This window comes from Protofrankia sp. Cj5, assembly GCF_917627405.1.
GTDB lineage: Bacteria > Actinomycetota > Actinomycetes > Frankiales > Frankiaceae > Protofrankia.
Genome location: NZ_CAKJTO010000024.1, coordinates 1 through 22,423, shown reverse-complemented (window position 1 = coordinate 22,423; position 22,423 = coordinate 1). Strand labels below are relative to the sequence as shown.

Annotated in this window: 22 protein-coding genes, 2 tRNA genes and 1 pseudogene; 14 read left to right on the top strand and 11 right to left on the bottom strand. The window is 64.3% G+C overall.

Going from position 1 to position 22,423, the window contains the following annotated elements:
• From MJ777_RS07700 to MJ777_RS07680, 5 genes are all read left to right on the top strand, one after another.
• Window positions 1-186: hypothetical protein (locus MJ777_RS07700; protein WP_239374552.1), on the top strand; the 186-nt coding region annotated here is incomplete at its 5' end.
• An 11-nt stretch (window positions 187-197) separates the two neighbouring features.
• The gene (locus tag MJ777_RS07695; protein WP_239374549.1) at window positions 198-872 is read left to right on the top strand and encodes a hypothetical protein; all 675 of its coding nucleotides are present in this window, start codon (window positions 198-200) and stop codon (window positions 870-872) included.
• Between the two features lie 313 nt (window positions 873-1,185).
• Complete coding sequence (locus MJ777_RS07690; RefSeq protein WP_239374546.1) at window positions 1,186-2,757, top strand: PepSY domain-containing protein; 1,572 nt, start codon at window positions 1,186-1,188, stop codon at window positions 2,755-2,757.
• A 99-nt stretch (window positions 2,758-2,856) separates the two neighbouring features.
• A complete protein-coding gene (locus tag MJ777_RS07685) occupies window positions 2,857-3,042 on the top strand; it encodes a hypothetical protein (protein WP_239374544.1) in 186 nt (61 codons plus the stop codon).
• Between the two features lie 387 nt (window positions 3,043-3,429).
• Window positions 3,430-3,518, top strand: a tRNA-Ser gene (locus tag MJ777_RS07680).
• 146 nt (window positions 3,519-3,664) lie between these two features.
• Here MJ777_RS07680 and MJ777_RS07675 read toward each other — a convergent pair.
• The 3 genes from MJ777_RS07675 to MJ777_RS07665 all read right to left on the bottom strand — a co-directional run bounded on the left by MJ777_RS07675 (window position 3,665) and on the right by MJ777_RS07665 (window position 5,847).
• Window positions 3,665-5,083 (bottom strand): tyrosine-type recombinase/integrase, encoded by a 1,419-nt coding sequence (locus tag MJ777_RS07675; RefSeq protein ID WP_239374542.1) that lies wholly within the window; start codon window positions 5,081-5,083, stop codon window positions 3,665-3,667.
• Window positions 5,080-5,298, bottom strand: coding sequence for an AlpA family transcriptional regulator (locus tag MJ777_RS07670; RefSeq protein ID WP_239374540.1), 219 nt, complete (start codon window positions 5,296-5,298; stop codon window positions 5,080-5,082). The genes MJ777_RS07675 and MJ777_RS07670 overlap by 4 nt, the downstream gene beginning before the upstream one ends.
• Before the next feature lie 216 nt (window positions 5,299-5,514).
• Entirely contained in the window at window positions 5,515-5,847 is a 333-nt protein-coding gene (locus MJ777_RS07665) for a hypothetical protein (RefSeq protein ID WP_239374530.1), read from the bottom strand.
• Window positions 5,848-6,011: 164 nt separating this feature from the next.
• Here MJ777_RS07665 and MJ777_RS07660 point away from each other — a divergent pair, with 164 nt between their 5' ends.
• Complete coding sequence (locus MJ777_RS07660) at window positions 6,012-6,194, top strand: AlpA family transcriptional regulator (RefSeq protein ID WP_239374529.1); 183 nt, start codon at window positions 6,012-6,014, stop codon at window positions 6,192-6,194.
• Window positions 6,195-6,201: 7 nt separating this feature from the next.
• Here the strand turns inward: MJ777_RS07660 and MJ777_RS07655 are convergent, their stop codons facing one another.
• The 5 genes from MJ777_RS07655 to MJ777_RS07635 form a co-directional block, all read right to left on the bottom strand.
• Window positions 6,202-6,393 carry a helix-turn-helix domain-containing protein gene (locus MJ777_RS07655; RefSeq protein WP_239345437.1) on the bottom strand — a complete coding sequence of 64 codons (192 nt, stop codon included), beginning with the start codon at window positions 6,391-6,393 and terminating at the stop codon, window positions 6,202-6,204.
• Between the two features lie 34 nt (window positions 6,394-6,427).
• Window positions 6,428-8,110: a replication initiator gene (locus tag MJ777_RS07650; RefSeq protein WP_239374527.1), complete on the bottom strand. Its 1,683-nt coding sequence runs from the start codon at window positions 8,108-8,110 to the stop codon at window positions 6,428-6,430.
• A 181-nt stretch (window positions 8,111-8,291) separates the two neighbouring features.
• The gene (locus MJ777_RS07645; protein ID WP_239374525.1) at window positions 8,292-9,803 is read right to left on the bottom strand and encodes an FtsK/SpoIIIE domain-containing protein; all 1,512 of its coding nucleotides are present in this window, start codon (window positions 9,801-9,803) and stop codon (window positions 8,292-8,294) included.
• Window positions 9,804-9,922: 119 nt separating this feature from the next.
• Complete coding sequence (locus MJ777_RS07640) at window positions 9,923-10,240, bottom strand: hypothetical protein (protein WP_239374523.1); 318 nt, start codon at window positions 10,238-10,240, stop codon at window positions 9,923-9,925.
• Window positions 10,237-10,659, bottom strand: coding sequence for a plasmid replication, integration and excision activator (locus MJ777_RS07635; RefSeq protein ID WP_239374521.1), 423 nt, complete (start codon window positions 10,657-10,659; stop codon window positions 10,237-10,239). The genes MJ777_RS07640 and MJ777_RS07635 overlap by 4 nt, the downstream gene beginning before the upstream one ends.
• A gap of 192 nt (window positions 10,660-10,851) precedes the next feature.
• On the opposite strand from MJ777_RS07635, the gene MJ777_RS07630 reads away from it, so the two are divergent.
• Complete coding sequence (locus MJ777_RS07630; protein WP_239374519.1) at window positions 10,852-11,259, top strand: helix-turn-helix transcriptional regulator; 408 nt, start codon at window positions 10,852-10,854, stop codon at window positions 11,257-11,259.
• Window positions 11,260-11,346: 87 nt separating this feature from the next.
• On the opposite strand, the gene MJ777_RS07625 is transcribed toward MJ777_RS07630, so the two are convergent.
• Window positions 11,347-11,574 (bottom strand): hypothetical protein, encoded by a 228-nt coding sequence (locus MJ777_RS07625; protein WP_239374517.1) that lies wholly within the window; start codon window positions 11,572-11,574, stop codon window positions 11,347-11,349.
• A complete protein-coding gene (locus MJ777_RS07620; protein ID WP_239374515.1) occupies window positions 11,571-11,870 on the bottom strand; it encodes a hypothetical protein in 300 nt (99 codons plus the stop codon). Before MJ777_RS07620 ends, MJ777_RS07625 begins: the two co-directional genes overlap by 4 nt.
• A gap of 166 nt (window positions 11,871-12,036) precedes the next feature.
• Between MJ777_RS07620 and MJ777_RS07615 the strand changes: the two genes are divergently transcribed.
• The 3 genes from MJ777_RS07615 (at window position 12,037) to MJ777_RS07605 (ending at window position 15,364) form a co-directional block, all read left to right on the top strand.
• The gene (locus MJ777_RS07615; protein ID WP_239374513.1) at window positions 12,037-13,470 is read left to right on the top strand and encodes a helix-turn-helix transcriptional regulator; all 1,434 of its coding nucleotides are present in this window, start codon (window positions 12,037-12,039) and stop codon (window positions 13,468-13,470) included.
• Between the two features lie 136 nt (window positions 13,471-13,606).
• On the top strand, window positions 13,607-14,287 hold the full coding sequence (locus MJ777_RS07610) for a PhzF family phenazine biosynthesis protein (protein WP_239374511.1): 681 nt from the start codon (window positions 13,607-13,609) through the stop codon (window positions 14,285-14,287).
• Window positions 14,288-14,512: 225 nt separating this feature from the next.
• Window positions 14,513-15,364 (top strand): hypothetical protein, encoded by an 852-nt coding sequence (locus MJ777_RS07605; RefSeq protein WP_239374509.1) that lies wholly within the window; start codon window positions 14,513-14,515, stop codon window positions 15,362-15,364.
• Between the two features lie 1,493 nt (window positions 15,365-16,857).
• On the opposite strand, the gene MJ777_RS07600 is transcribed toward MJ777_RS07605, so the two are convergent.
• Window positions 16,858-17,451 carry a toll/interleukin-1 receptor domain-containing protein gene (locus tag MJ777_RS07600; protein ID WP_239374507.1) on the bottom strand — a complete coding sequence of 198 codons (594 nt, stop codon included), beginning with the start codon at window positions 17,449-17,451 and terminating at the stop codon, window positions 16,858-16,860.
• 128 nt (window positions 17,452-17,579) lie between these two features.
• Between MJ777_RS07600 and MJ777_RS07595 the strand changes: the two genes are divergently transcribed.
• The 4 genes and pseudogenes from MJ777_RS07595 to MJ777_RS07580 form a co-directional block, all read left to right on the top strand.
• A tRNA-Ser gene (locus MJ777_RS07595) sits at window positions 17,580-17,661 on the top strand.
• 1,304 nt (window positions 17,662-18,965) lie between these two features.
• A complete protein-coding gene (locus tag MJ777_RS07590; protein WP_239374505.1) occupies window positions 18,966-19,841 on the top strand; it encodes a Dam family site-specific DNA-(adenine-N6)-methyltransferase in 876 nt (291 codons plus the stop codon).
• Complete coding sequence (locus MJ777_RS07585; protein ID WP_239374503.1) at window positions 19,828-21,837, top strand: ATP-binding protein; 2,010 nt, start codon at window positions 19,828-19,830, stop codon at window positions 21,835-21,837. Before MJ777_RS07590 ends, MJ777_RS07585 begins: the two co-directional genes overlap by 14 nt.
• A gap of 2 nt (window positions 21,838-21,839) precedes the next feature.
• A pseudogene (locus MJ777_RS07580) lies at window positions 21,840-22,423 on the top strand (hypothetical protein); the annotation flags it as partial.

The window sequence follows — 22,423 nt, the reverse complement described above, 5'->3', positions numbered from 1 at the left end:
CCCCTGCTGCCGGGCGCTCTAAGAGCGCCCGGCAGCAGGGGTGTGGATCAAGGAGCGGGGCTGGGGTGCGTGCATCGCAAGGCGGAGGAGGGAGCCACCCTGGTGTTGGGTGGCGACCGACGACAACGATGCGAGGTGCGTACCCTGGCCCCGCGACGCCGCGTCCCCTGTTGCCGGGCGCTCTAAGGTCTGGGTTTGTGAACTGGGCCGCGACACCCGTCGGCCGGGGCGTGCGCGCCGCGGCGGTGGCGGTCCTGGCTGTCCTGCTGGCGGTTGCCGGACACAGCGTGACGTGCGGCCGGTTGCCGCCGCTGTCGGTCATGGGGTTCGGGACGCTGGTGACCGCTCGGGTCTGCTGGGGAGCGGCCAAGGGACGGATGTCCGTCCGGCGACTCGCCGCCGTGGTGGTCGGGGTGCAGGCGGGCCTGCATTTCGCCTTTGCCGTCACCGAACCCGCCGGTATCGCGAACGTTTCCGTGGGCGCTGCCGCAGGCGGCGGCTCGAGCGGCGTGACCGCCATCACCCATGCGGGCGACATGGTGTCACAGAGCGCGGTGCCGGGTGTGGACCTGCTGCCCGGTGGGCCCGCGATGGCCATCGCGCACCTGCTGGCCGCGGTTGTCCTCGCCTGCTGGCTCGCGGTCGGGGAACGGCTGCTGTGGCGGGCGGCGCGGGGTGCCGCGACCGCCGCGCGCCGGGTCGCCCGCCGGCTGTTGCGACGCCATGTCGGGTCTGCCCGCCCGCCCGCCGCCGACCTGATCCCGCCCGTTTGGTGGATGCGGCGGGTGTCACGTCCTGCCCTGCTCCTCCATGTGGTCACCCGCAGGGGGCCACCCGTTTTCAGCACCTGTTTTGGATCTTTTTCTGGGTGATTCACACCCAGCTGGCGCCTGGCTTCGTTGCTGGCCACACCGATAGGACCCAGCCAGTATCGGTGCGGGCTCCCGTCTTGCCAGAGACCACCTGAACGCGACTCGCCGGCCGGATCCTCGATTCACAACAGGCCCTTACCGCAACCCGACCAGCTTGCCGCGCACCCTCGTGCCGGCGTTTTTCGATAGCTGGTCGGGCCTGTCGCCGACCGTTGCCGACCACTGAGCGCGCCCAGTTCTGATCTTTGCAGGTGGGATGCGGCCGCCGCATGCCCTCGTGACTTCCTCCTGTTCCGCTGTTCTGGAGACACATATGACCACTGTCGATCATCTCGGGCTGTCCCCGGACGAGCCCGTCACTCCTTCGGTTCATCCTGTTTCTCCCATCCCGGTGCCAGCGCCGGCGGCCAACGCCGGTACCGGCACCGGCACCGGCACCGGTACCGGCGAAGGACCCGCTGCCGCGCCGTCGCGAGCGGTCGGCGGGACGCGCCGGCTGCTGGTACGGCTGCACTTCTACGCGGGCGTGCTGGTTGCGCCGTTCCTGGTGATGGCCGCGCTCACCGGGCTCGCTTACACCCTCACCCCGCAGCTCGACGCTTTGGTCTACGCGGACGAGCTGTATGTCGATCGGGTCGGGGCGCATCCGCGTCCGCTCGCCGAGCAGGTCACGGCGGCTCGGGCCGTCCATCCGGAGGGGACCGTGTCGGCCGTCCTGCCCGCTGACGCCGCCGACCGGACCACCCGCGTCGTGCTCGACGTGCCCGGCCTCGGGGAGAAGCAGCGCACCGTCTACGTCGACCCGTACACCGGCCAGGCGCAGGGAGCGCTGACCACTTGGTGGGGGAGTACCCCGCTGACCACATGGCTCGATGACCTGCACCGCAACCTGCACCTCGGCGCGTTCGGGAGGCAGTACTCCGAGGTGGCGGCAAGCTGGTTGTGGGTGGTGGTCGGTGGTGGCCTGGTTCTGTGGGTGCTCAGATGGCGTAACTCCCGGCGGGTGCGGCGGGTGCTGCTGCCCGACCTGGGCGCGCGGGGCCGACGCCGCACGATGGCCTGGCACGGCAGCGTCGGGGTGTGGCTTGTGGTTGGCCTGCTGTTTCTTTCTGCTACCGGCCTGACCTGGTCGCGGTACGCTGGTGCGCATTTCAGCTCGGTGTTGGACGCGCTGCACGCGCACGCTCCGGAGCTCGACACCGTCCTGCCTACACCCGTCGTGGCCGCATCCCACGCGGGCCATGCGATGGCCGCCACGAGTACGGCCGAGGCCGGTTCCGTGACCGGTAACGGTGAAGCGGGCGTTGGTGAAGCGGGCGTCACCGGGCAGGTCGACCGGGTCCTCACCGCGGCGCGTGGGGCCGGGCTGGACGGACCGGTCGAGATCGACCTGCCCGCCAAGCCGGGCGCGGCCTGGAGCGTTGCCCAGACCGACAAGCTGTGGCCGGTGCGGCTCAGCCAGGTCGCGGTCGATCCCGCCGATGGCCGGATCATCTCCCGGGCCGACTGGGCTGACTACCCGTTGCTCGCGAAACTCACCAAGCTCGGGGTCGCCGCGCACATGGGCCTGCTGTTCGGCCTGGCCAACCAGCTGCTCCTCGCATCTTTGGCGGTTGGCCTGCTGTGTATGATCATTTGGGGTTATCGGATGTGGTGGCAGCGGCGGCCCGTCCGTGATGAACGGCGGGCGCTCGTCGGTCCGGCTCCGGCACGCGGGACCTGGCGTGGGTTGCCGCGACCGGCGCTCGTCATTGGGATTGTGCTCACCGCTGCCGCTGGTTGGGCACTGCCCGTTCTCGGTGTGACCCTGCTGGCCTTCCTCATGTTTGACGTGGCTCTCGGCGCCATCCGGCGGGCGCGGCGGCGTGGCGGCACACCCGCCTGACCCGACATCACCCCGCGGCCCTGCGGCGGCACCGGCAGCCGTTGCCACCGGGCTGGGCCGCGGGGCTGGGCTCGCTCCGCCGACCGACCGACCGAAACCGTGAAATTCGATGACGGTGGACTCGTTTGTTTCCCGGAGCGTGCCGCGGACAGTTCGACAACCGGCTTCGGGAAGGTCGGGTCGGTGGTCTCGATCTGGTGGACACGCTGTCTGGTCACGCCAGAGACGTTCGGTGATCTCGACTGTTCCCATCAGACGCTGCGTCATGATCAGCAGGGTGGTTGACAACCGCAAAGATAACGTGCGCGTTGATCCAAGAGTGAGGTTGGGGGCGCGCATCGCGAGGCGGCGGAGGCAGGCGCCGGAGGTGTTGGGTGGCGACTGACGAGCCGGGGTATCCGTGCATCGCGCGGCGATGGACGGGGAGCGATGACGCGAGGTGCGTGCCCTGGCCTCGCGACGCCGCGTCCCCTGCTGCTCTTAGCAAGGAGCAGGGATTTTCATGTCCATCCTTGTGCCTGAGCCGTCCTCGGCACGTCCCGGCCGGAGAAGGCCGACGATGCGGCCGACAGCTCCTGAGGGGGCTGTGAGATCCTGGGACAGCACATGGCGGGCACATGGCAGGCAGACCCCGGCGAGCCGGACGTAGCCTGACAGCGTTTCCGCAGGTCAGGAGGGCTCGCCTAGTGGCCGATGGCGGCGGTCTTGAAAACCGCTAGGGGTGGCAACGCTCCTCGTGGGTTCGAATCCCACGCCCTCCGCTCTGACCAGCACCTTTGACCTGAATCCGCAGGTCATGGCTATTTTAGATCTTCTTTTTGTGATCTTTTTGTGGCTCGCGGCTGTCCGGCTGTGCCCGGCCGTGAGTGGTCATCTACGGCCGTCTGTGGGGAATATGTGGGGACGATCAAGAGGTGTCCCCAGGGTTCAGGACGGTGTCGATGCGGTCTCGGGAAGCTTGGTCCTGGCCGGCGAGGCACTTCGCGTAGACGTGCAGCAGGACCGCGACGGAGTGCCCGGCCCACTCGGCGACCTGGGTTGCGGGGACGCCCGCGTTCAGCCAGGTCGATACCGCAGCGTGACGTAGATCGTACGGCCGGCGTGCGAGTGGCGAGGCCAACTGTGCGGGAGTGAGAGCCTTCGCGCGCGCGGCACGCCAGACGTCGCCGTATCGGCTGTCCGGGACGGGGCCACCCTGAGCACCGCGGAACAGCCGGCCGTCCGGGGCGGTGCCGAACTCGGCCAGGTGATCCCGCAGGATCCGGACGAGGTGTGGAGCGCAGGGCACCGGCCGTGTCTCGTCCTTCGCCCGGTGTTTGAGCTGACGGGTTTCCCGCTCGCCGCTGTCGGTCCACTGGCCGCCCACCGTCGGCGTGGAGTTCGCGAGCGTCAGTGTCCCCCAGCCGCCGTTGGCGGGAAGGTCGAGATCGGCCTCACGGAGCGTGTTCACCTCGGCGGGTCGCATTCCCGCGTAGTACATGCAGGCGAAGAAGCCGACCAGCGGCCGGGAGATCCCGCCGACCGCGTCGAGCAGCGCCCGCGCTTGAGCGGGGTTCACGACCACCCGGCGATCGACCGTCTCGCCGACCTTCGGCGCGGTCCACTGGATGCGGGTCAGCGGGTTGACGTCGAGATGCCCCAGCTCGATGGCGTATTCGATCAAACTGAACAGCACTGCCCGTTTGCGGGCGATCGTGTTCGCTGCGGCCGGTGACCCGTCGAGCTTCACCGCCAGGGCATCGAGTGCCGCACGGGCATAGGTCGGATCCGCCAGAGCCGAGATCGGCACGGTGGACCGTTCGATCCAGCAAAGGGCGGCGGCCACATCGTCCGATGGAGCGTCGTCTCCGTCGGTCGATCGCGTGATGTTGAATGCCCAGCCGTACAGGGCGTCCCGGAGAATCCGCGGGTCGGGTGCGCCCCGCCGGGTGGCAAGGAAGGCGGGAGTGACGGTCGCGAGAGTATCCGCGACCGACCGGCGGGAGTTCGGCGCGAGCCCACGCCATTTCATCTCGGTGAATGCGCGGGCATGGCCGTACCAGCTCTGCTCATCCTTGCCGAGATCGAGCATGCTGACCGGAATCCCATCGGCGACGTCGAAGGGTTCGCCACGACGGGTCGCGCTGACCAGGCCGGAACGGAAGCTGTCCGCGAGAGCGGCCGTCTTGAAACTCCGGGAACGAGCTTTGCCCGCAACCGACCAGCGCACTTCATATGTGGTCCCGCGTTTTCCCGCGACTTTCCGGACGTTCCAGATACGGACGTCGTAGGTTGTCGGGCGGTCGATCCTGCCCGGCTGGCCGCTTCCCGCACGTCGGGGGTTCACGCGGCCTCCTCGCGGCCATCGAGCCACGCGGACAGATCGCTTCGCCTGATCCGGAGCTGGCCGTTCGGAAGTGTGAGGCAGCGAGGAGCGCGCCTCTTCGCCCGCCAGTCATAGAAGGTGGAGCGGGAGATCTTGAGTTCGTCGCACAGCTGGTCGAGCGTGAGCAGCTCCTCGCGTGCGGCCGGGACAAGGCGACGGGTCGGGCGCGGGGACATGTAGAATCCGCTCCTTCTGCCGATTCTTTGGGCGAGATATCCCGTCTCCTCTGGGCGCGAAAGGGTCTGCCGGGAAACCGGCCGCATCCAGGGCGCTACGCGTCACTGCGTGATCGGCTATGCCGACCCTGGACCCGTCCGGCCCCCCGGCAGGTCAGGCGCTTACCAGAGGAACGGAAGAAAAATGGGGGAGGAGCAAAGGACCGCGACGACCGGTCAGGACGGCCGGGTCTGCGCGGGAACCCTGCGGTACGAGGCGATGTCGGGCACCCAGCCACCGGCCGGACCCCCGTGGGACGGGCGGGTTGCCGGAAACGCCGTGCCGGGGATCGCCCGGAACACCAACACGACGTCGACGTCCCCGAGGGCTTCGACGAAGACCGCGTCGGTAGGGATCCGGACGGCGGTCCGGGCGAGGTCGAAGGGGTCGGCGCCCGGCTTGACGGTCATCTCGTAGTAGCCCTGGCCGGGGGTGTCGAGGCGGACGAACGGCTGTCCGTCGGAGGGGTCGCGCGGCGGGTCATAGACAGGCGGAATGATAGGGGTCACGGTCTGCGCTCCTTGTACGAGAAGGGGTGTGGATCGAGGTCCCGTCGTGGAGGGTGAGATCTCCCGACGGGACCGCCTTACTTAGCAGTCGCTAAGTCCTATTGAGTGTCTATGGCGGCTTAGCGACTGTCAAGTACGCTTCGGGAATGATGCGGGAACGACTCATGGGCACGGCAGAGATCGCCGCCCGTCTCGGTGTGAGCCGCGTCCGGGTCCACCAGATCGTCACCACTGACCCGTCATTCCCCGAACCACTCGACGAGATCAAAGCCGGAAAGATCTGGCGAGCCGACGACGTGGAACGCTGGATTGCCGAGCACCGCCCACCCCGTGACCCGGCTACCTGACCGCCGTTCACGCCGCATCCTGCTGTTCCAGCCCGCGCAGCCGATCGACGTAGGCGGTGAGCGCCGCCCGCGGTATCCGTCGCGACCGGTCGATCACCACAGAATCGATCAGTCCCGCCTTCATCAACTGATAGAGCTTCGCGCGGCTGACCCGCAGTTCAGCCGCCGCTTCAGCCGGGGTGAGAAGAAGCGTGTGCACAGTTCCTCCCTCCGATGATCGTTGAATCGAGACGTCAGGCCGCCCGGGGCATGCCGGGGTCGACTGCCGAAAACGGGCCGGGATGTCCGCGGGCCGCCCGTGCTGCCCGTGCTGCGTCCAACTGGGCGCGCCAGTGGTTACGGTCCGCGACCGCGCGCAGGAGAAGATGTTCCCGACGTGGGGCGGCCGGATCACCGGGCCGGAGCAGCTGCCAGACCACCCGGTCGGACGTGCCGCCCTGACCACCACGTGCCTCGTCGCCGGTGTAGCCGAGGACCGCGAGCTGTTCCCGAACCCACGTCTTGCGATCTTCCCGATGGTCGGCAAGGGTCTTACCCGACCACTTCCGGCTGACCAGCACGCGGCGGCCGCCGAAACCGAGGGTTTCCCGCCGGTGGGCCTTACCCCGGCACCGGCCTGGCAGCAACCCGGCCTTCGGGTTCTTCGGCTGCACCCCGTAACGCAGCCAGTTCGCACACGTCGGGGAGCACGGCTCGAACCGCAGAGCCTCGGCGAGCCGCTCGACATGCGCCCGCTGCGCGTCAGTGGCGACGTCGTGACAGGCGTCCAACGATTTGGTCAGGTACTTGGTCAGGTAGCCGATCAACCGGCCGGTGGTGCTGCTGTTGGCCGTCACCCCATCGGCGCGGACCTGCACCCCGAACCGCACCACATGGGCGGGTTCGGCATCCTCCCCGATCGCGTCCAGCGCCGCATCCCAGGTCGGCAGCGATGCCCCCGAGTCCGGGTCGCGGTAGTTGCCGGTCTGCTCGTCCCAGACCGGCAGCCGATCCGCGCTGTAAACCGGCTGGTCACACGCCGGCCACCACACCTGGTGGTAGGTCGCCGCCGCCACCCGGCGCAGCAGCACCCGGGGGATCGTCCCGCGCATCGCCGCATGCAGATGCGGCGCCAAGCGCCGTTGCGGTTCCAGGCAAGCGAAGTACTGGACGTCGTACCCCACCGCCCGGCGCAGGTTCTGCCAGAACCGATCCACCAGCTTGGGGAAGTGGATCGCGTCGCGGGCCGCCCGCCGGTAGTCGTAGCCCTCCGGATCGACCGGCGTGCCCTCCGAGGTGACCCGGCCGTAGCTGTCGCAGGTCAGCGTGAGGAACATCGACGGACGCCACACCATCCCGTCCGAGCCGGTGAACGTCCGCCCGACCGTGCGCCGGTCCACCGGCAGCCGGGGCAGGTCCGGGGCATCCTGACGCCGCCGCGTCGACCGGGTCCGCCGGGGCCGCTCCCGGCCGTCCGGCGCGGTCTTGCCCCGCACGCCGAGATCGGTCAACGCCGCGTCCACCTGCGAGATCAAATCGTCCACGTCGGCGACCTGCTCCACATCGTGGCCGGTCACCGCATCCGTCCGGACGGCTTCAAGGTCCGCCCGGAGCTGGACCAGTGTCTTCGCGTCGGCGGTCGGGGGGTCGGGGTCGGGGAGGGGTTCGTCGTCGAGATGCCAGCCGGCCTTGCACTGGGCCATCCGCAGTTTCCGTGCCCGCTCCGCACACGGCGGGCACTTCGATGCCAGGGTGGCCCCGCAGGGCACCGGGACGGTTTCCGTCTCCCCGGTGACCAGGTTGACTGTCCGCATCGCCAACGGACGGATACACACCCCGTTCTCGACCGCCACCGCCTCCAGAACATGGCGGGCCAGCGGCTGTCGCAGCCGCGCCGCCCGGGTTCCCGCCGTCGGTGGTGTGCTCGACTCGGTCATGCCGCGCGTTCCTCCTGCCCATGGTCATCGGGGTGGTCGGGTGGGGGTTCCCGGCAGCCGCACACCCGCCACCGCCCCGCCGGGATCTGGCAGCCGTCATCCGCCCAGTGCGCGACCCACAGATGCCGGCACCACCCACAAACCGGCAACATGACCACCGGGGCATAGCGGTCCGGTCCGGTCACGCGGCCCAGCCGTCGACATCCGGGGTCCACCCCTGTGCGAGATCGTCGAGGGTAAAGACCTCACCGGCCGGCGGGGCGAACCGCCGCGCCATCCGGGTGATCTCCGCATCGTCGATCCAGCAGGCCCGGACCCGGACCGGGTCGGCGTGGCCGTCGGCGAGCACGTAGCCGACCCCGGGCATGTCGTCGCTGATCTCGTCGGCGCGTGCCCCGCGGTCGCGGGCACCATCACCCAACACGAGGTCGACCTGGTCGGCGTCGGTCATCCGCAACGCGACCCGGACCGGGAACAGATCCCGAAACGGCAGCACCTCTTTACGCGGGTCCTGCACCGCCCCGATCACCACCACCCCAGGTGCCCGACCCTGGGACAGCAGCAGCGGCAGGGAGGCGGCGAGCTGCTTTTTCACCTCCCGGTCGGTCACATACGCCGTCAGCGAAGCAAGCTCATCAACGATGACCACGATCAACGGTTCACCGACAGTCGGGGTGTGCAACCGGGCCACCCCGCGCAGCCGGGCCGCCCGTTTCCGCATGACGGTGACCGCGTTGTCGAGGAGATCAGCGATGGACGCGGTGTCGGTCGCGAACCGGGTGAACATCGCCTGCCCGAACGCCAGCTCCATCCCCCCTTTCGGATCACAGACCCACAGTTCCACCAGCCCGGCATGCACGGCTGGGCCGAGGCCGCGGATCGTTGACCAGATGACCGAGCCCTTCCCCGACCCTGTCGCCCCCGCCACCAGCACATGCGCACCACGGACCGGCAGCCGCCACAGCTCGCCGTCTTCCCGGCGGCCCACCGGCAGCCCCGACAGATCCACCGGCGAGCCGTCGTCCTCCCCGCCGTCTCCGTCCGCATCCGGACCGTCCAGATCGACCGGTGGGACAGGGTCGGCGAGGGGATCGCGGCGGGTGAACTCCACCCAGACGAACCCCACCTTCCGATCCGGACGCACCCGGCAGGCGCGGGCGCGGAAGGCATGGCGCAGTGCTTCGGCCTGCTCCGCCCACAACGCCGGGGTCTGCCCGTAGAGCAGCTCCACCCGCAGCCGGTCCCCCCACCGGTCGCAGCGGACCTGACGAATCCGCGGGAACGTCTCGGCGAACGCCACCCGCTCGGCGTTCGATGTCGGCATCCGAATCGCCAGCCCGGTATGCACCATCACCGGCCGCCACCGCCACCGATACACGACGGCCAGCCGCCACCGCCCCCACACCCAGCGGACCAGCCAGCCAAACGACCGGCGATGGGCCAGCCGCCACACCGCTCCGACGACGGTCAGGACCAGCAGCGCGACCCCCAGCCCGGTCAGGCCGAACCGGTGGCGCACCACGAGCACGGCGAGCAGCAGACCGACCGGCACCGGATGCCGCACGAGAAAGACCAGCACGTGGGCGCATATCTTGCCGGCCAGCCCGACAAGCAGCATCCACAACGGCACATCCACTGTGGGATGCCGGGTTGGCAGCTCCGGAAACGGCCGGGAGCCGTTGATTTTGGCCATGACAGATCACACCCACCTTGCCTACGGACGAAAAGAAATAAGGGTCAACGGTCCGGGACGAACGGAGAAGAAGGAAACTCAGACAGCCGTCCCGGAACCCGCGACGAAAAGAAGCCGACTCAGGCCGCTCTGACCGGCCCGGTCTTTACCTCGCCGGCCACCCGGTCCAACACGAGCCGTTCACAGTCGATCAGATAGTCGTTGGCGGCCTGCACCAACGCGTGAGCGAAATCAATATGATCAGCGGTCATGATCCCATCCGCCGTGGAGAGAGACAGATGGGCACCGGGGGTGTTCAACGCGAGAATCGGCCGCTCATCCGGATAGGTGAGGCAACGCACCGACCAGTCCGACCCCACATGCAGGCCCACATGCCAGCTCGACCCAACCGTCACCCGCTCGCCGCCGCTACCCGCGGCGGACGTTCGCCCGGTCATGCCGCCGCCCGCCCGTCAGCGACCCGCCGGCCCGTAGCACCGACCGGCCGGAGGCCGGTCGCCCGCAACGCCAGCCCCTGCCGCGGCTTCGAGCCGTTCATGTTCACATACGGCGTCACCGTCAACCCATCGAACTCCACCGGCCGCAACACCGTCCCCGCCAACGGCTCCGGCGGCACCGGCTGCACCGCCGCGGCGATCTTCACCTTCACTTCCGCCGACCCAGCCCGCGCGTTCGGGTCGGCGTCCATCACCCGCACCGCCCACACCAACACACCGGTAATCTTGTCGCGTTCCTGCGCGTCGGCCACCCCCGCCTTGACCTTGTCGAAATCGTTGACCGGTTCCACACCGAGTACATACGCGCCGTGGGGAAACACATCCTCGAACCGCACGGGGATCCGCTGCGGTACCGCCATCGCCGCCCACCTCCGTAGGAATCAGGTCCGGATGTTGCCGGCATCTCGCCGTGCTCCGGACAGCTCCCACAGTGCGCTGCTCATGGAGCGCTCGCCAAGCGCTTTCCACTCGGTGTATACAGCCGCTGGATAATTTCCAGCATCACGACGTAGATCGGAATCGGAAGTACACCACACCATTATCTTTGCTGCATGACAAACAACGTTCCCGTGCACACCGCTCGCGGCCCGCGCCCCAACGAGGACTGGACCGCGGTCGCCGACACGGTCAACGCGCGCATGGCTCAGCAGCGGATCGGTCAGAAGGCGCTCGCCGACACCTCCGGGGTATCGGTGGCGACACTGCGCCGGATCCAGCACGGCGCCCACGGCCGCCGCGTCCAGAACACGACGCTCACGGCGATCGCCCGCGCCCTCGGCTGGCCCGACGACCACCTGATCCGCGTCCTCCAGGCAGGAGGCACCCCCACGAGCGTCGGTCAGCCCACCGAGCGGGAGATCCTCGCCGGTATCGACCGCATCGAACAGCGCCTGGACGACGTCTGCCGCCGCCTGGCCGCCGTCGAGAAACTCATCACCACGCAGGCAGCAAACAGGTAAGGAGCCAGCACCCCGACAACGGACGATTCCGCCCGTCGGGATCCTGACCCCTTGTATGTTCCCTGTGGTTTCCGCCGCGCGACGACCTCAGCCCGGTTTCGATGTCGTGCCGTCCGCCTCCCACGACGACGTCAGCTCACCGGCCGGCCGGAACACCAGCGTCACATCCACATCACCGAACGCCTCGGCGAACCCCACCCCATCCGGTAACGCCGCCCAGGCCCGCAGCACCTCCACCGGACGATCCGCCGGCCGAATCGTGATCGAACAGGTGTCCCCGTCGACGATGACCCGGGTGTCTGCCCCGCTGGTCATCGGCCGCCGGCCCGCCGCACCGACCGTGCCAACGCCGCCCCCAGCAGCACCCGCCCGGCCGCCGGCATCGTGACCGTGTCGACGAAGAAGAACAGCGGGCACACCTGATAGTCATGCCAGCCGCTCTCCACCGCGAACAGCTCCGCCGACGCAGGCGAATCAAACGTGATCGTGGTGTCGCGGACCCGCCGGTCGTCGCCCGGCTCGAAACGCACCACCCCGTAAAGGATCGGCAGCCGCTCGCCGTCGTCTCCGATGGTCGCTGGGCTTGTCGTGGGCTCTGTCGCTGACCGCATCCCATCCCGCTTTCGTCTCCGCTGGTTGGACACCGACCCAGCCCTATAGTGATCATTTCTTGGCATGGGCCAGACCGGCTCCCGGCCACGATTACGAGCCGGACGAACGGTGAAAAGGCCGCCAGCCGTATACATCCGGTGGTTAAACTGGCGGATGGTGCGCAGCATGAGACCGATTGCGCCCGACCATCCCGGCAGGAAGGCAGCCGTGACGTCCCGCAACCACGAGCTACCCGCTCCACCCGCCGACCTGTGGGACCGCCCGGACATGACCCAGGCCCTTGACCAGCGCGACATGGCCACGGTGTTGAAGACGTTCCAGAAATGGACCGGTGCCACCCAAGGGCAAATCGCTACCGCGTGTGGCATGCCCCAGTCGCATATCAGCGAGATCCGCAACGGCAAACGACAGGTGATAACGCTGGCCGTCTTCGAGCGGCTCGCGAACGGCCTGAACATCCCCCGCGCACGCCTCGGCCTGGATGACGAGAAAGCCCACCAGGAAAGCAGGACGACCACCACCGTCAGATCTGACGGATCCACCGCGAACACACCCGCACAGCCCACCCGCCGCACGGTGTCGCTCGGCCTCTCAGCAGCTATCGGTATCGAGATGCTCCCTGGTGAGCTGGTCACCGCGACCGCCCGGGAGTCCGCCGCGTTCGTGCGGCGGATCGGCGGCGCGACCGTGGACCCCCTCCTGATCGAACAGCTCGCCGACGACGTCGCCCGCCTGGCGGTCGAGGCGATCGCCACGCCACCCGAAGACATGCTGACCGAGGCCCACCACATGCGCACCCAGGTATTCGCCGCCCTGGACCAGGGATGCCGTCCCACCCAGATGCGCGACCTCTACCTGATCGGCGGCCAGCTCTCCGGCATCCTCGCCTACGCCGCCCTCGACCTCGACGAACCCCGCGCGGCCATGACCAACGCCCGAAGCGCGCTGATGTGCGCCGACATGGCCGGGCACACCGGCCTTGCCATCTGGGTCCGTGGCACCCAAAGCCTGATCGCCCGCTTCGCCACCCGCTACACCGACGCCCACCAGTACATCCGCGCCGGTATGGCGCTACACCCCACCGGCGCGGGGCTCGCGCGTCTGGCCAGCGGCGAAGCACAGTGCCTGGCCCACTTCGGGGACAGCACCGGTACCCGCGCCGCACTCACCACCGCGGTCAAGGCCATCGACAGCCCGGGCATCCCCGGTGACATCGACACCGGCCTGTTCACGTTCACCCGCGCGAAAACCCACTACTACGGCGCAAGTAGCCTCATCTGGTTCACCGACCGCGCTGACGCGGCAGCTGCGGAAGATGCCGCGACCACCGCCATCGACCTGTTCCAGACCGGACCGGCCGAGGAACGTTTCCTCACCGACGAGATCCTCGCTCACATCTACCTGGCGACCGCCCGGCTTCTCCTCGGCAATATCGACGGAGTCGTTGACGCCCTGCAACCGGTACTGACCATCCCGCGGGAGAACCGAGTGTCCTGGCACCGCCGCCGCCTCGACCGCATCGTCTCCATGCTCAACGCCCAGCGTTACCACAACGCCGGCAGCGCCGCTGATCTCCGTCACGAGATCGCCGCTTTCTGACCCTGGTCCGTTCGCCGCCACCGTAGTCCCCGGGCTGAGCGCTTACCAACCGCAGCCGAACCGCGCATCCAGCAGACAGGAACCGCTCACAGCAGGCATCGTGTGGGCAGGCATCCGGCTGGCAAGGAGGCGGTACGTGGTCACGGTACGGGCCCTCCGGGTATTCACCGATCATGCCGGTAGGTACGGTAACCCCCTCGGCATCATCGAGAACGCCCCGGTCACCGTCCCCGACCGTGACCGCCGGCAGGCCATCGCCGCCGCTCTCGGCTACAGCGAAACCGTGTTCATCGACGACCCCGACAAAGCCCTCATCGCGATCTACACCCCGCGTCGGGAACTTCCGTTCGCGGGACATCCCGCCGTCGGCGCCGCCTGGATGATCGCCCACCTCGCTGGAACCCACCCCGACGTTCTCCGGATGCCTGGAGGGGAAGCCGCAACCTGGACCGATCCGGACGGGGTGTGGGTCCGCGCCCCGCTCGCGATTACCCCGCCGTGGTGGCAGGAACGTCTCGCCAGCGCCGAGCAGGTCGACGCCCTCACCGGGCCGATCAATCCTGCCCAGGAGATGACCCAGGTCTGGGCGTGGCAGAACGAAACCGCCGGCACCGTCCGTGCCCGTACCTTCGCCGGTCGACTCGGCATTGTCGAGGACGAAGCCACTGGCTCAGCCTCCATGCGCCTGGCCGCCGCACTCGGACGCCGTCTCACCATCTGGCACGGCCAAGGTTCGATCATTCACGCCGAACCCGGACCCCCCGGCTACGCTGCCATCGGCGGGCACGTCACCGAAGACGACCCCCGCAGCATCTGATCCGACCAGCGGCGAACGACTCGTACCACAGCGAATAAGCCCGCAGACTGCCGAATTCTCCGTTTTAGGATCAAGCCGCGGCGCGTGCCGCGCGCCCGCAACCGGCTGCGCGTGGCCGTGGGCGGCCATGCTCGCCGGGCGCGTCGCAACCTACGCGCCGCCGTATGGTCCTCTGTTGCGGGCGTACGCTCGCAACGGACACAGGCCGAGTCTGTACGAGGAGCAATGGGTAGCCGGGAGACGCGTCGGCAGGCGATCGAATCGCTTATCGCCGAGAGTGAAAAGCTCGAAAAGCTATTCCTGGAGTGGCAGGAAGGCGATGAACCATCACCAGACGAGATTAGCAAAGGTCGACGCGAATACATGTCCTGGTATACGCGCGCCCGGCCTTTTGTACCTGACTCCGACCGTGCCAAGTTCGAGAACATGTACGAAGGTGGCGCATTGATCGCGCGAGTTAAAGGATTTCTTGCGGATCCGCGAAAAGAGTACCAGCTCTACAATCCGGAGCAGCCGAACACGCTTCCCCGCTGGCAGGTAACATTCGACAGCTTCCCGCGAAAGGGGATGGTCGAACAGCGAGATGTTCTTGAACGAACTCTCCATGAGGGTGACGCGATTGAGCCGGTCTTGAGTGACCTAGCCGAGATTTTTCGGCGCCTGCCAGCATTTATCGATGTGCTCGGCTCCGCGGACAATGAGCGAGTGCCGCAGCCGACCCTCACCAACGAAGCGGATCTGCAAGACCTGACTCACGCCATCCTGCGTCTTCACTACGATGATGTGCGACCAGAAGATCCAGTCCCCAAGAGAGCTGGGCGAGCGTCAAGGGTAGATTTTCTTCTTCGGGAAGCAGGCGTACTTGTGGAGACAAAGTTTACCCGACCAGATTTGCGGGATAAGAAAGTCTGCGATGAGCTCCTGCATGACATGGGGCGCTACCCGCGTCATCCGGACTGTGAGGCAATCTTCGCTGCAATCTATGATCCAGGTCGCTACATCGTCAATCCGGCCATGATTGAGAAAGACCTACCGCAATCATCTGTTCTGCCATTTCGAGCTGTGATTGTACGCTAACTTAACTTGATCTCAAAGGGTCAGTGCACCGTCCGCATCGTGCTGGGAGCAGGGGCTCGGCAAGGTTGATCGCGATTGGGCAGGCTCCTGTCCTGCCCCAACAGCCCGATTCGAACTCTGCCTCAGGGTCCCGACGCGAGGCGGGCGGTGCGCTGACCGCTGGAAACCGCCCAAGGCGACACATTTGTCGCCAGCAAATCGTTGAATGCTTCAAGCGGCGTTTGCCAGTTCAACGCCTCGCACTGGCCCATCCACCATCCATTCTCTCGACGCTACTGGTATAATCTCATCGGAGCGTCGCTACGACCATTTGACCCCGCCCAGAATCAACTACCTCAAGAAGAGCCGCACCTGCGGGGTTTGCGTTTACGTCGCCGGTTGGCCCAGTATTGGAGCAGGGTAGAAGTCATCAGGTGAGCGCATGCCCGGGACCAGGGCGTCTGCTTGACTAGGCCGACCAACTCCTCCACCAGGTCGGTTAGGAGACCTTATGGCGGTGGGTTTGTCGATCAAGCCCAGGGGCTTCCTGTCCGGGTGGCGGTTGTTGCTGTTGGTGTTCCCCCTTACACGACCTGGAAGTCAATCGTCTTCTGTCCCTTGGCAGCCCCGCTGGTGGCTACTGCCTTGAAGTGATAGGAGCCAGGCCCTAGTTCAAATATGTCAGCAGGGGTGGTCCATTGGCAGTCGCCCGAGTATGTTCTGGTTTCGCTACCCGAGAGCGAGAGCGTCAAATAGCAATCCTTCAAGAGTCGCTCGCCCGTGGAGTCGGTCACCTCAGCATGCCATGAGAAGTGCATGGGATTCGTGAATACGTTGGGGGCAGTTTTGGGGCTCGTCATGCTTATCTTGAGGTCGATGTATAACTGGCGGACTGGTGCTGTTGGCTGGGCTGGTGACTGCTGTTCGATGGTGGTGGGAACTTCGGGACCGGAGGGGATCGCGACAGGGGCCTGCCGAGAGGAGGACTGTCGCGACACTGAGGGAGTCTGCGAAGTAACTGAGGGTCCTGTCAATTCGGTAGTAGCCGGAGCCGATACAGAAGGCGAACTCCCTATGCTGTTGTTGGCACCAGACCGCGCGGCGTAGGTTGTGGCACCAGCCGTAATCAGCGCGGCAACTATTGTTGCCGTAACTGTCAGCATCGTGTTGGTGCTAGGCATTGGGTGCAGTTCCTTTGGAGGGAGGCAAATTTATGCGAAGAGTAGTAGATTGACTATATATTGTAGTAACAGGATGCCCTCCAAGTGGGACGCTGTCGTCGTTTTCTAGATCATCGGGATATCGACTGATGCTTGGGACCCTGCGTGCAACCGCATCCGTAGATCCGTTCCGCCTCATCGTCGTGCGCGCGGTCCGGGAACGGTGATAGGGCGGAGCGGATCAACCTGTAACAAGATCATCGGCTTCAATATTGACCAAATTTCACCCGGAGTAATGTCTCTACTACTCAAAGTATGATCAAAGTCCCTCCAAAGGAACTACACCCCTAGGCATTAGCTCCCGCGCCACGAACCGCCCCGGCAGCCCCGGCAGCACATCCAGCGAGGGCCGCAGCCGGGCGGGGCGCGGACCCGCCGCCCCGGGGAATGCCACCCGCCCCGACACCCCCGCCCGCCCGGCAGAAACGACGGCCTCACCGCAGGCTTACCACCCCGACCACCCTGACCGGCCGCAGACCGGGCCGCACCCACGACCACCCCCTGCGCGTCGCTCTCCGCGAGCCCGAACAGGTCACCCGAGACGACCTGCGCCAGCAGGCCCGGCCGCGGACAGTCCTCGACCCGGAAGGGCACCAGCTTCCGATCCGTACCGTCCGGGTCCTTCTCCCATGCGGCCTGCCACTCGGCCCGGCAGTACCGCGACTGCGCATACGCCCTGGACAGGACCGCGACCGTTCGCCGCGACCGCGACACGCCGTCGTCCATCCCGCGCACCCAGTTCGAGCCCGTGCCGAAATCCCATGCCTGCACCAGGACCCGGAAACCGTCCTCCTCCAACACCCACGCGATCCATTCCGCCCACCCGCGATCAGCCTGTGTGTACGAGACGAAGAAGTCCCAGCCGTCCGCCGCATCCCCATGACCCACCGCATCAGCATCCCACCCCAGCTCATACAGGCCTGAAGCCGCTCACAGCCGGCACCATGACACCGTGGGGAATCCATGGGGACACCGTGACCAGGGCACGCACGAACATCGGGACCGTCCTGGTCAGCAGCCCCGAGGCCGCAGACGCGTACGGGTCTTGAAAACCGCTAGGGGTGGCAACGCTCCTCGTGGGTTCGAATCCCACGCCCTCCGCTCTGACCAGCGCAAACAGGCTCGGAGCTGGGACGATGCACCCGCCTCGTGCCAACCCGACGGCTCGTACCAAGTCCTGTGGTGTCCCACCGGATCCGGCTGTCTCTCGCCGTTTACGGGCGGATAGCGGGCAGATCTTGAACGCTTCCCGCTTGCTTTTTCGATCTTTGTCGTGTGCAGTCGGGTCCGGTTCGTCCACTGACGTCAGTGCTCGTCCGTACAGTCGGGTTGGCCTGAGCGCCGGTTCCGCCGACGTCCGCCGGCGCGGCTACACGGTTGGCTACATCCGTCGGTACCTCGACAGGATGGACTGACCTGCGGATTATGGAATCTTCCGTGTTCGTCTATGTATGTCCGTCGGTGTAGGTCGCACAGCCGGCAATGTACATGGCTGCCGTCACATGTCCTGAGCTGAGCTGATCCTCTCCGTCGGTCGGGCAAGCTGTGCCCTACCCCGGGTTCCCCCGGCCGGACAACGGCCGCCGTCGTGGCGGTACCGGGCTGGGTGCCGTGCGGCCGTTGCCCGGCCGGGGGGTTCTGGGGTAGCCCTTCGGGTGCTCGACCGGCGGAGAGGATCAGCGGACTGTCGCCCCTTCTCCTTACTCTCCAGAGGAAGGGCCGGGGGCGCGGGGGCGGAGCCCCCGCATGTGTGAAACTCGCGCCGGATCTGCCCAACCTTTTGATCCGTAGCCCTCGGCGCACCATCCATGAACGTCCACCGACGTCCACCGACGTCCATCGGTGCAGGTCGCGGGCTCGGTGATGTCTACTGACGTCCACGGGTGTCCACCCCGGTTGCAGTACGACTGCAGTACGCCATTTCACCGAGTTGTGGTTACAGAAAGTCCTTGAACGATCAAATATCAAAAAGCCGCAGCCTTCGCGGCGTGCCGTGGCGAGCGAAGCGTAACTGGCCCTGGCTCGTCCACGCACCTCCTCTTCATGATCTGAAGGTCTAGACATCCTGCGTAGGCAACGGAACTTCTCGAACAGAAGTCAGATGAGCGCGCATCGTGTCCGTCTCGACGATCTAGCTAGAGAGCAGGAGGCCGCCTGTGGTCGTCGACCAAGAGCCGACGACCAAGAGCTCGCCAGAGTCGGATCGTATGTGCTTGCGGAGAGGCTATAGGATCTATATCCGATAGGGACCGAGATCTACCAGGGGGAGGTGCTGTCATGTCCATAAAGACCGCCTCGTCACCCAAAGTGAGGAAAAGATCTCCTAGAGTATCTGGCTTGGCTGTTTGGGTTTCGATCTCGGGTGGCTGGCCTCAGCCTCAGAGCCACTCCGGACACCGCAGGTGAGCCCGGCTGCCGGAAAGGATACGAAGAGGCTCGACAGCCCTGCGATCGTCCCTTTCCTTAAGTGGCCAGGTGGGAAAAGATGGCTCGTCGCGTCGCACCCCGAACTCTTTGCGATCAAGCATCGCCGCTACATCGAGCCATTTCTTGGCGCAGGATCAGTATTTTTTCATATAAAACCAGAGTGCGCCCTACTGGCCGACATTAATATCGATGTGATCACGGCTTTCAAGGGCATTAAAATGCACGCCGAAGACGTTACTTTACTCCTTGAAGAGTATCATCATAAGCACTGTAACGACCACTACTATAAAGTTCGCGATGATCCGATTCCTGAATCTCTAGCAGCTCAGGCGGCGCGGCTAATTTACTTGAATCGAACTTGCTTTAATGGTATTTATCGAGTCAATCGTCAAGGGCGCTTCAACGTCCCAATTGGAACGCGCACGAACGTCGTTCTTGATACTGACAATTTTACTGCAGTGTCTCGAATGCTACAGAAAGCCGAACTTCGTAATAGCGATTTTGAATCGATCATAGATGAAGCCGAAGAGGGGGATCTAGTTTTTCTTGATCCACCCTACACGGTTCGCCACAACAAAAACGGGTTTATAAAATATAACGAAACCCTCTTTTCTTGGGATGATCAGGACAGGTTGGCGAAAGCAGCGACTCGTGCGGCCGAACGGGGGGCACAAATTGTCGTCACGAACGCATCACACAGCACAATCGTACAGCTATATGGTGCGGGCCGCTTTAAATTTCAGACAGTCAGCCGGTTTTCGCCAATATCAGCTACTGCTAAAAGTCGTAGGCAGTTCGAAGAATTGGTGATTATCAGCAAGCGTCGGAGGCGGCCCAGTGGAAGCAAGTGATTTCTTCAGCAGGCTAGAATACCAGGACAGCCCTCTCGCTGTACTTACTGACTTCATTCAAGCAGAAGATCGTTTCGAAAAAGCGCAGCAGATCGACAAGATGCGCTTTGTAGGTTATGTGCTCGACGTAGGCTACGATACTGCCACGATCATAACGTCAGACCCTTATAAGGTCGCCGTCGGCGGGATTCCTCGGGGTTCATTTCTTATCCTGGCTCCTAGTAACATTCACGGTCTCCCCCCTCACTTCACATTGTTGAGGGTGAGTGAAGCGGCTCAAACTCCTCTTTCTGGCCAGGTGCAGCAAACGTACTTTGAGCTGCACAAAAAATCAATGCCAGAGCTTGACGTGTGGACCCAAAGCGAATTGCAATGGGGCGCTCTGAAATGTGCGGTACTTGGGATGTTCTATCCAGATCCAGAAGATCGTAATAAAATTGCTTTTTCTGGCGACGTTAATTCGATCGTAAGTGCTCACCGTTATCGCGTCTACTCTCCAAACGATGCCCTTCTAGACATTATCGTCAATGGTCTTGTTCGCCCGAAGACAGGAGAAGCTATCGCTATCGGTGCGCTAAGACCCACCGAAAATAGGCTGTCTGCCATCCTGAATGCAGGTTCTGGTAACGCGATAGCTACCACAGTAAGAGTCTCGGTGGACGACTTCAAGGGCGCCAGGACCGCGATGTTCGGGAAGACTCGCTTGGGTAAGTCCAACGTAGTGAAGCTTTTGGCCCAGGCTGTCATCGACGCTACGCGCTCCGATGGGGCGGTCGGGCAGCTCATCTTTGATATTAATGGTGAGTATGCAAACGATAATTCCCAGGGCGGTTCAAAGTCGACGTCGATCCGCAGCGCGAACGAAGATATCTGCGACGTATACGCATTGACTTCTCGCCCAAAAACACCTTCGAAGCCGTTGCGGATTAATTTTTATGAACAACCCGCATCGGGAATCGAAATACTCGCCGAAATGCTTCTTCAGGACAACAAAAAATCGGACTACATTGAAGGGTTCGCCAGCGTAAAACTTCTGAATATCGATGAGATCGATGAGTTCGCAAATAGCAACGATTATAGTTCTCGCACGAAATTTCTACGTCGTGTTCAAACATACTGGGCTATCCTGCACGCGGCTGGCTTCTCCGCAAACGAAGCCAAGTTGCGCAGGCGAATCAGCATGCGAGGGGGATCGGGTGCATTCGACCCGCACTACAGAAAAGAGCTGAGAACGGCGGTCTACGGTGTGGGAAAAGAGCCGAATCCGCCCACTAGCTTGGCTGCTCTGCAAAGCGAACTCCTCGCCGTCATCAAGTTTGCCCGAGAAAATTCTGATCATCAACAGGTAAAGAATTCATTTGAACCGGACGATCACGCTCTTTTCGGGCTTCTCGCTCCGAAGTCGCAGAGCGCCACGGGGCCGACAGTCCTAAACCGATACCGTGGTTATCACAATGATGCCGCAACAGACTTCATTCAAGAGATTCTTTCTGCCCTCGATTCTGGGCGCACTGTAATCCTCGATCTCGGTAATGCCAGCGACAGGATCCGCTCATTTTTTGCTGACATGTTGTCGCGTCACGTATTCTCTCACCAAGAGGAAAAGTTCACTTCGGACTCGTTGGGGAGTCACTTCGTTCACCTGTATTTCGAAGAGGCGCACAATCTATTTCCGGTTGGAGTCAAAGATCTAACGGGAGTTTATGCGCGTTTTGCCAAGGAAGGTGCGAAGTTTCATATCGGCATGACTTATTCAACACAATCCCCTTCGACGATCTACGGCGAATTATTGACGCAGACAGAGAACTTCTTTGTCGGCCATCTGTCCTCCTCCGATGAGACGAAAACCCTAACACGACTGCAGCGTGCTTTTGCGGGCGTTGAGGATGAAATAATGAGGACGCGCACCCCTGGATTTATGAGAATGCTGACAAAATCCCACAGGTTCGTCATCCCTGTGCAGGCGCGGCTATTCGAAGCGGGCACCGGAGGCTGATTATGCCGTATCAGGGCGGACAGCGCTTGACTTCTACCGAGCAGGCGAGCAAGTTGGGACACCTGGAGGTTGTAAAAAGTCAATTCGTGAAGAATCTAATTGATCAATTTGAGTACCCGGGAGGTTCATCAGAGGAACCGGGTATAGATCTATGGCAAGAGCTCGGTACCGACGGGATCGACCCTCTCAAGACTGTTATCGCGGTCGATGGATCGATGCAAGTTGTTCGTTCGGATGGCTACCCCGCCCGCTCGATGGCCTTTGTAAAGACAGCGCTGGTGAGAATCGACCGGCGCCAGCTCGACAAGATCGACCCAGAGATGCCACACCCGGTTCAGATGAAAGCGCTAATGGCCGAGTCTGCGCTGCAAACATCAACTGTGCTACCGCTCCGAAACATTCGCGTTCCTGGTATCTCGAATTATGACCTTGTTCGTAACATAGTCCGCGATTCTTTTATGATGGAGATTGGCGGCCTGGTTTACGAGACGCTCAAATGGATTGCGTATCGTAAATGGGCCCCTGAGCTTAGATCAAAATCGCCGGAGTTTCGGTGTCCAAGCTGTCCCGAGGATACTGCGGGACT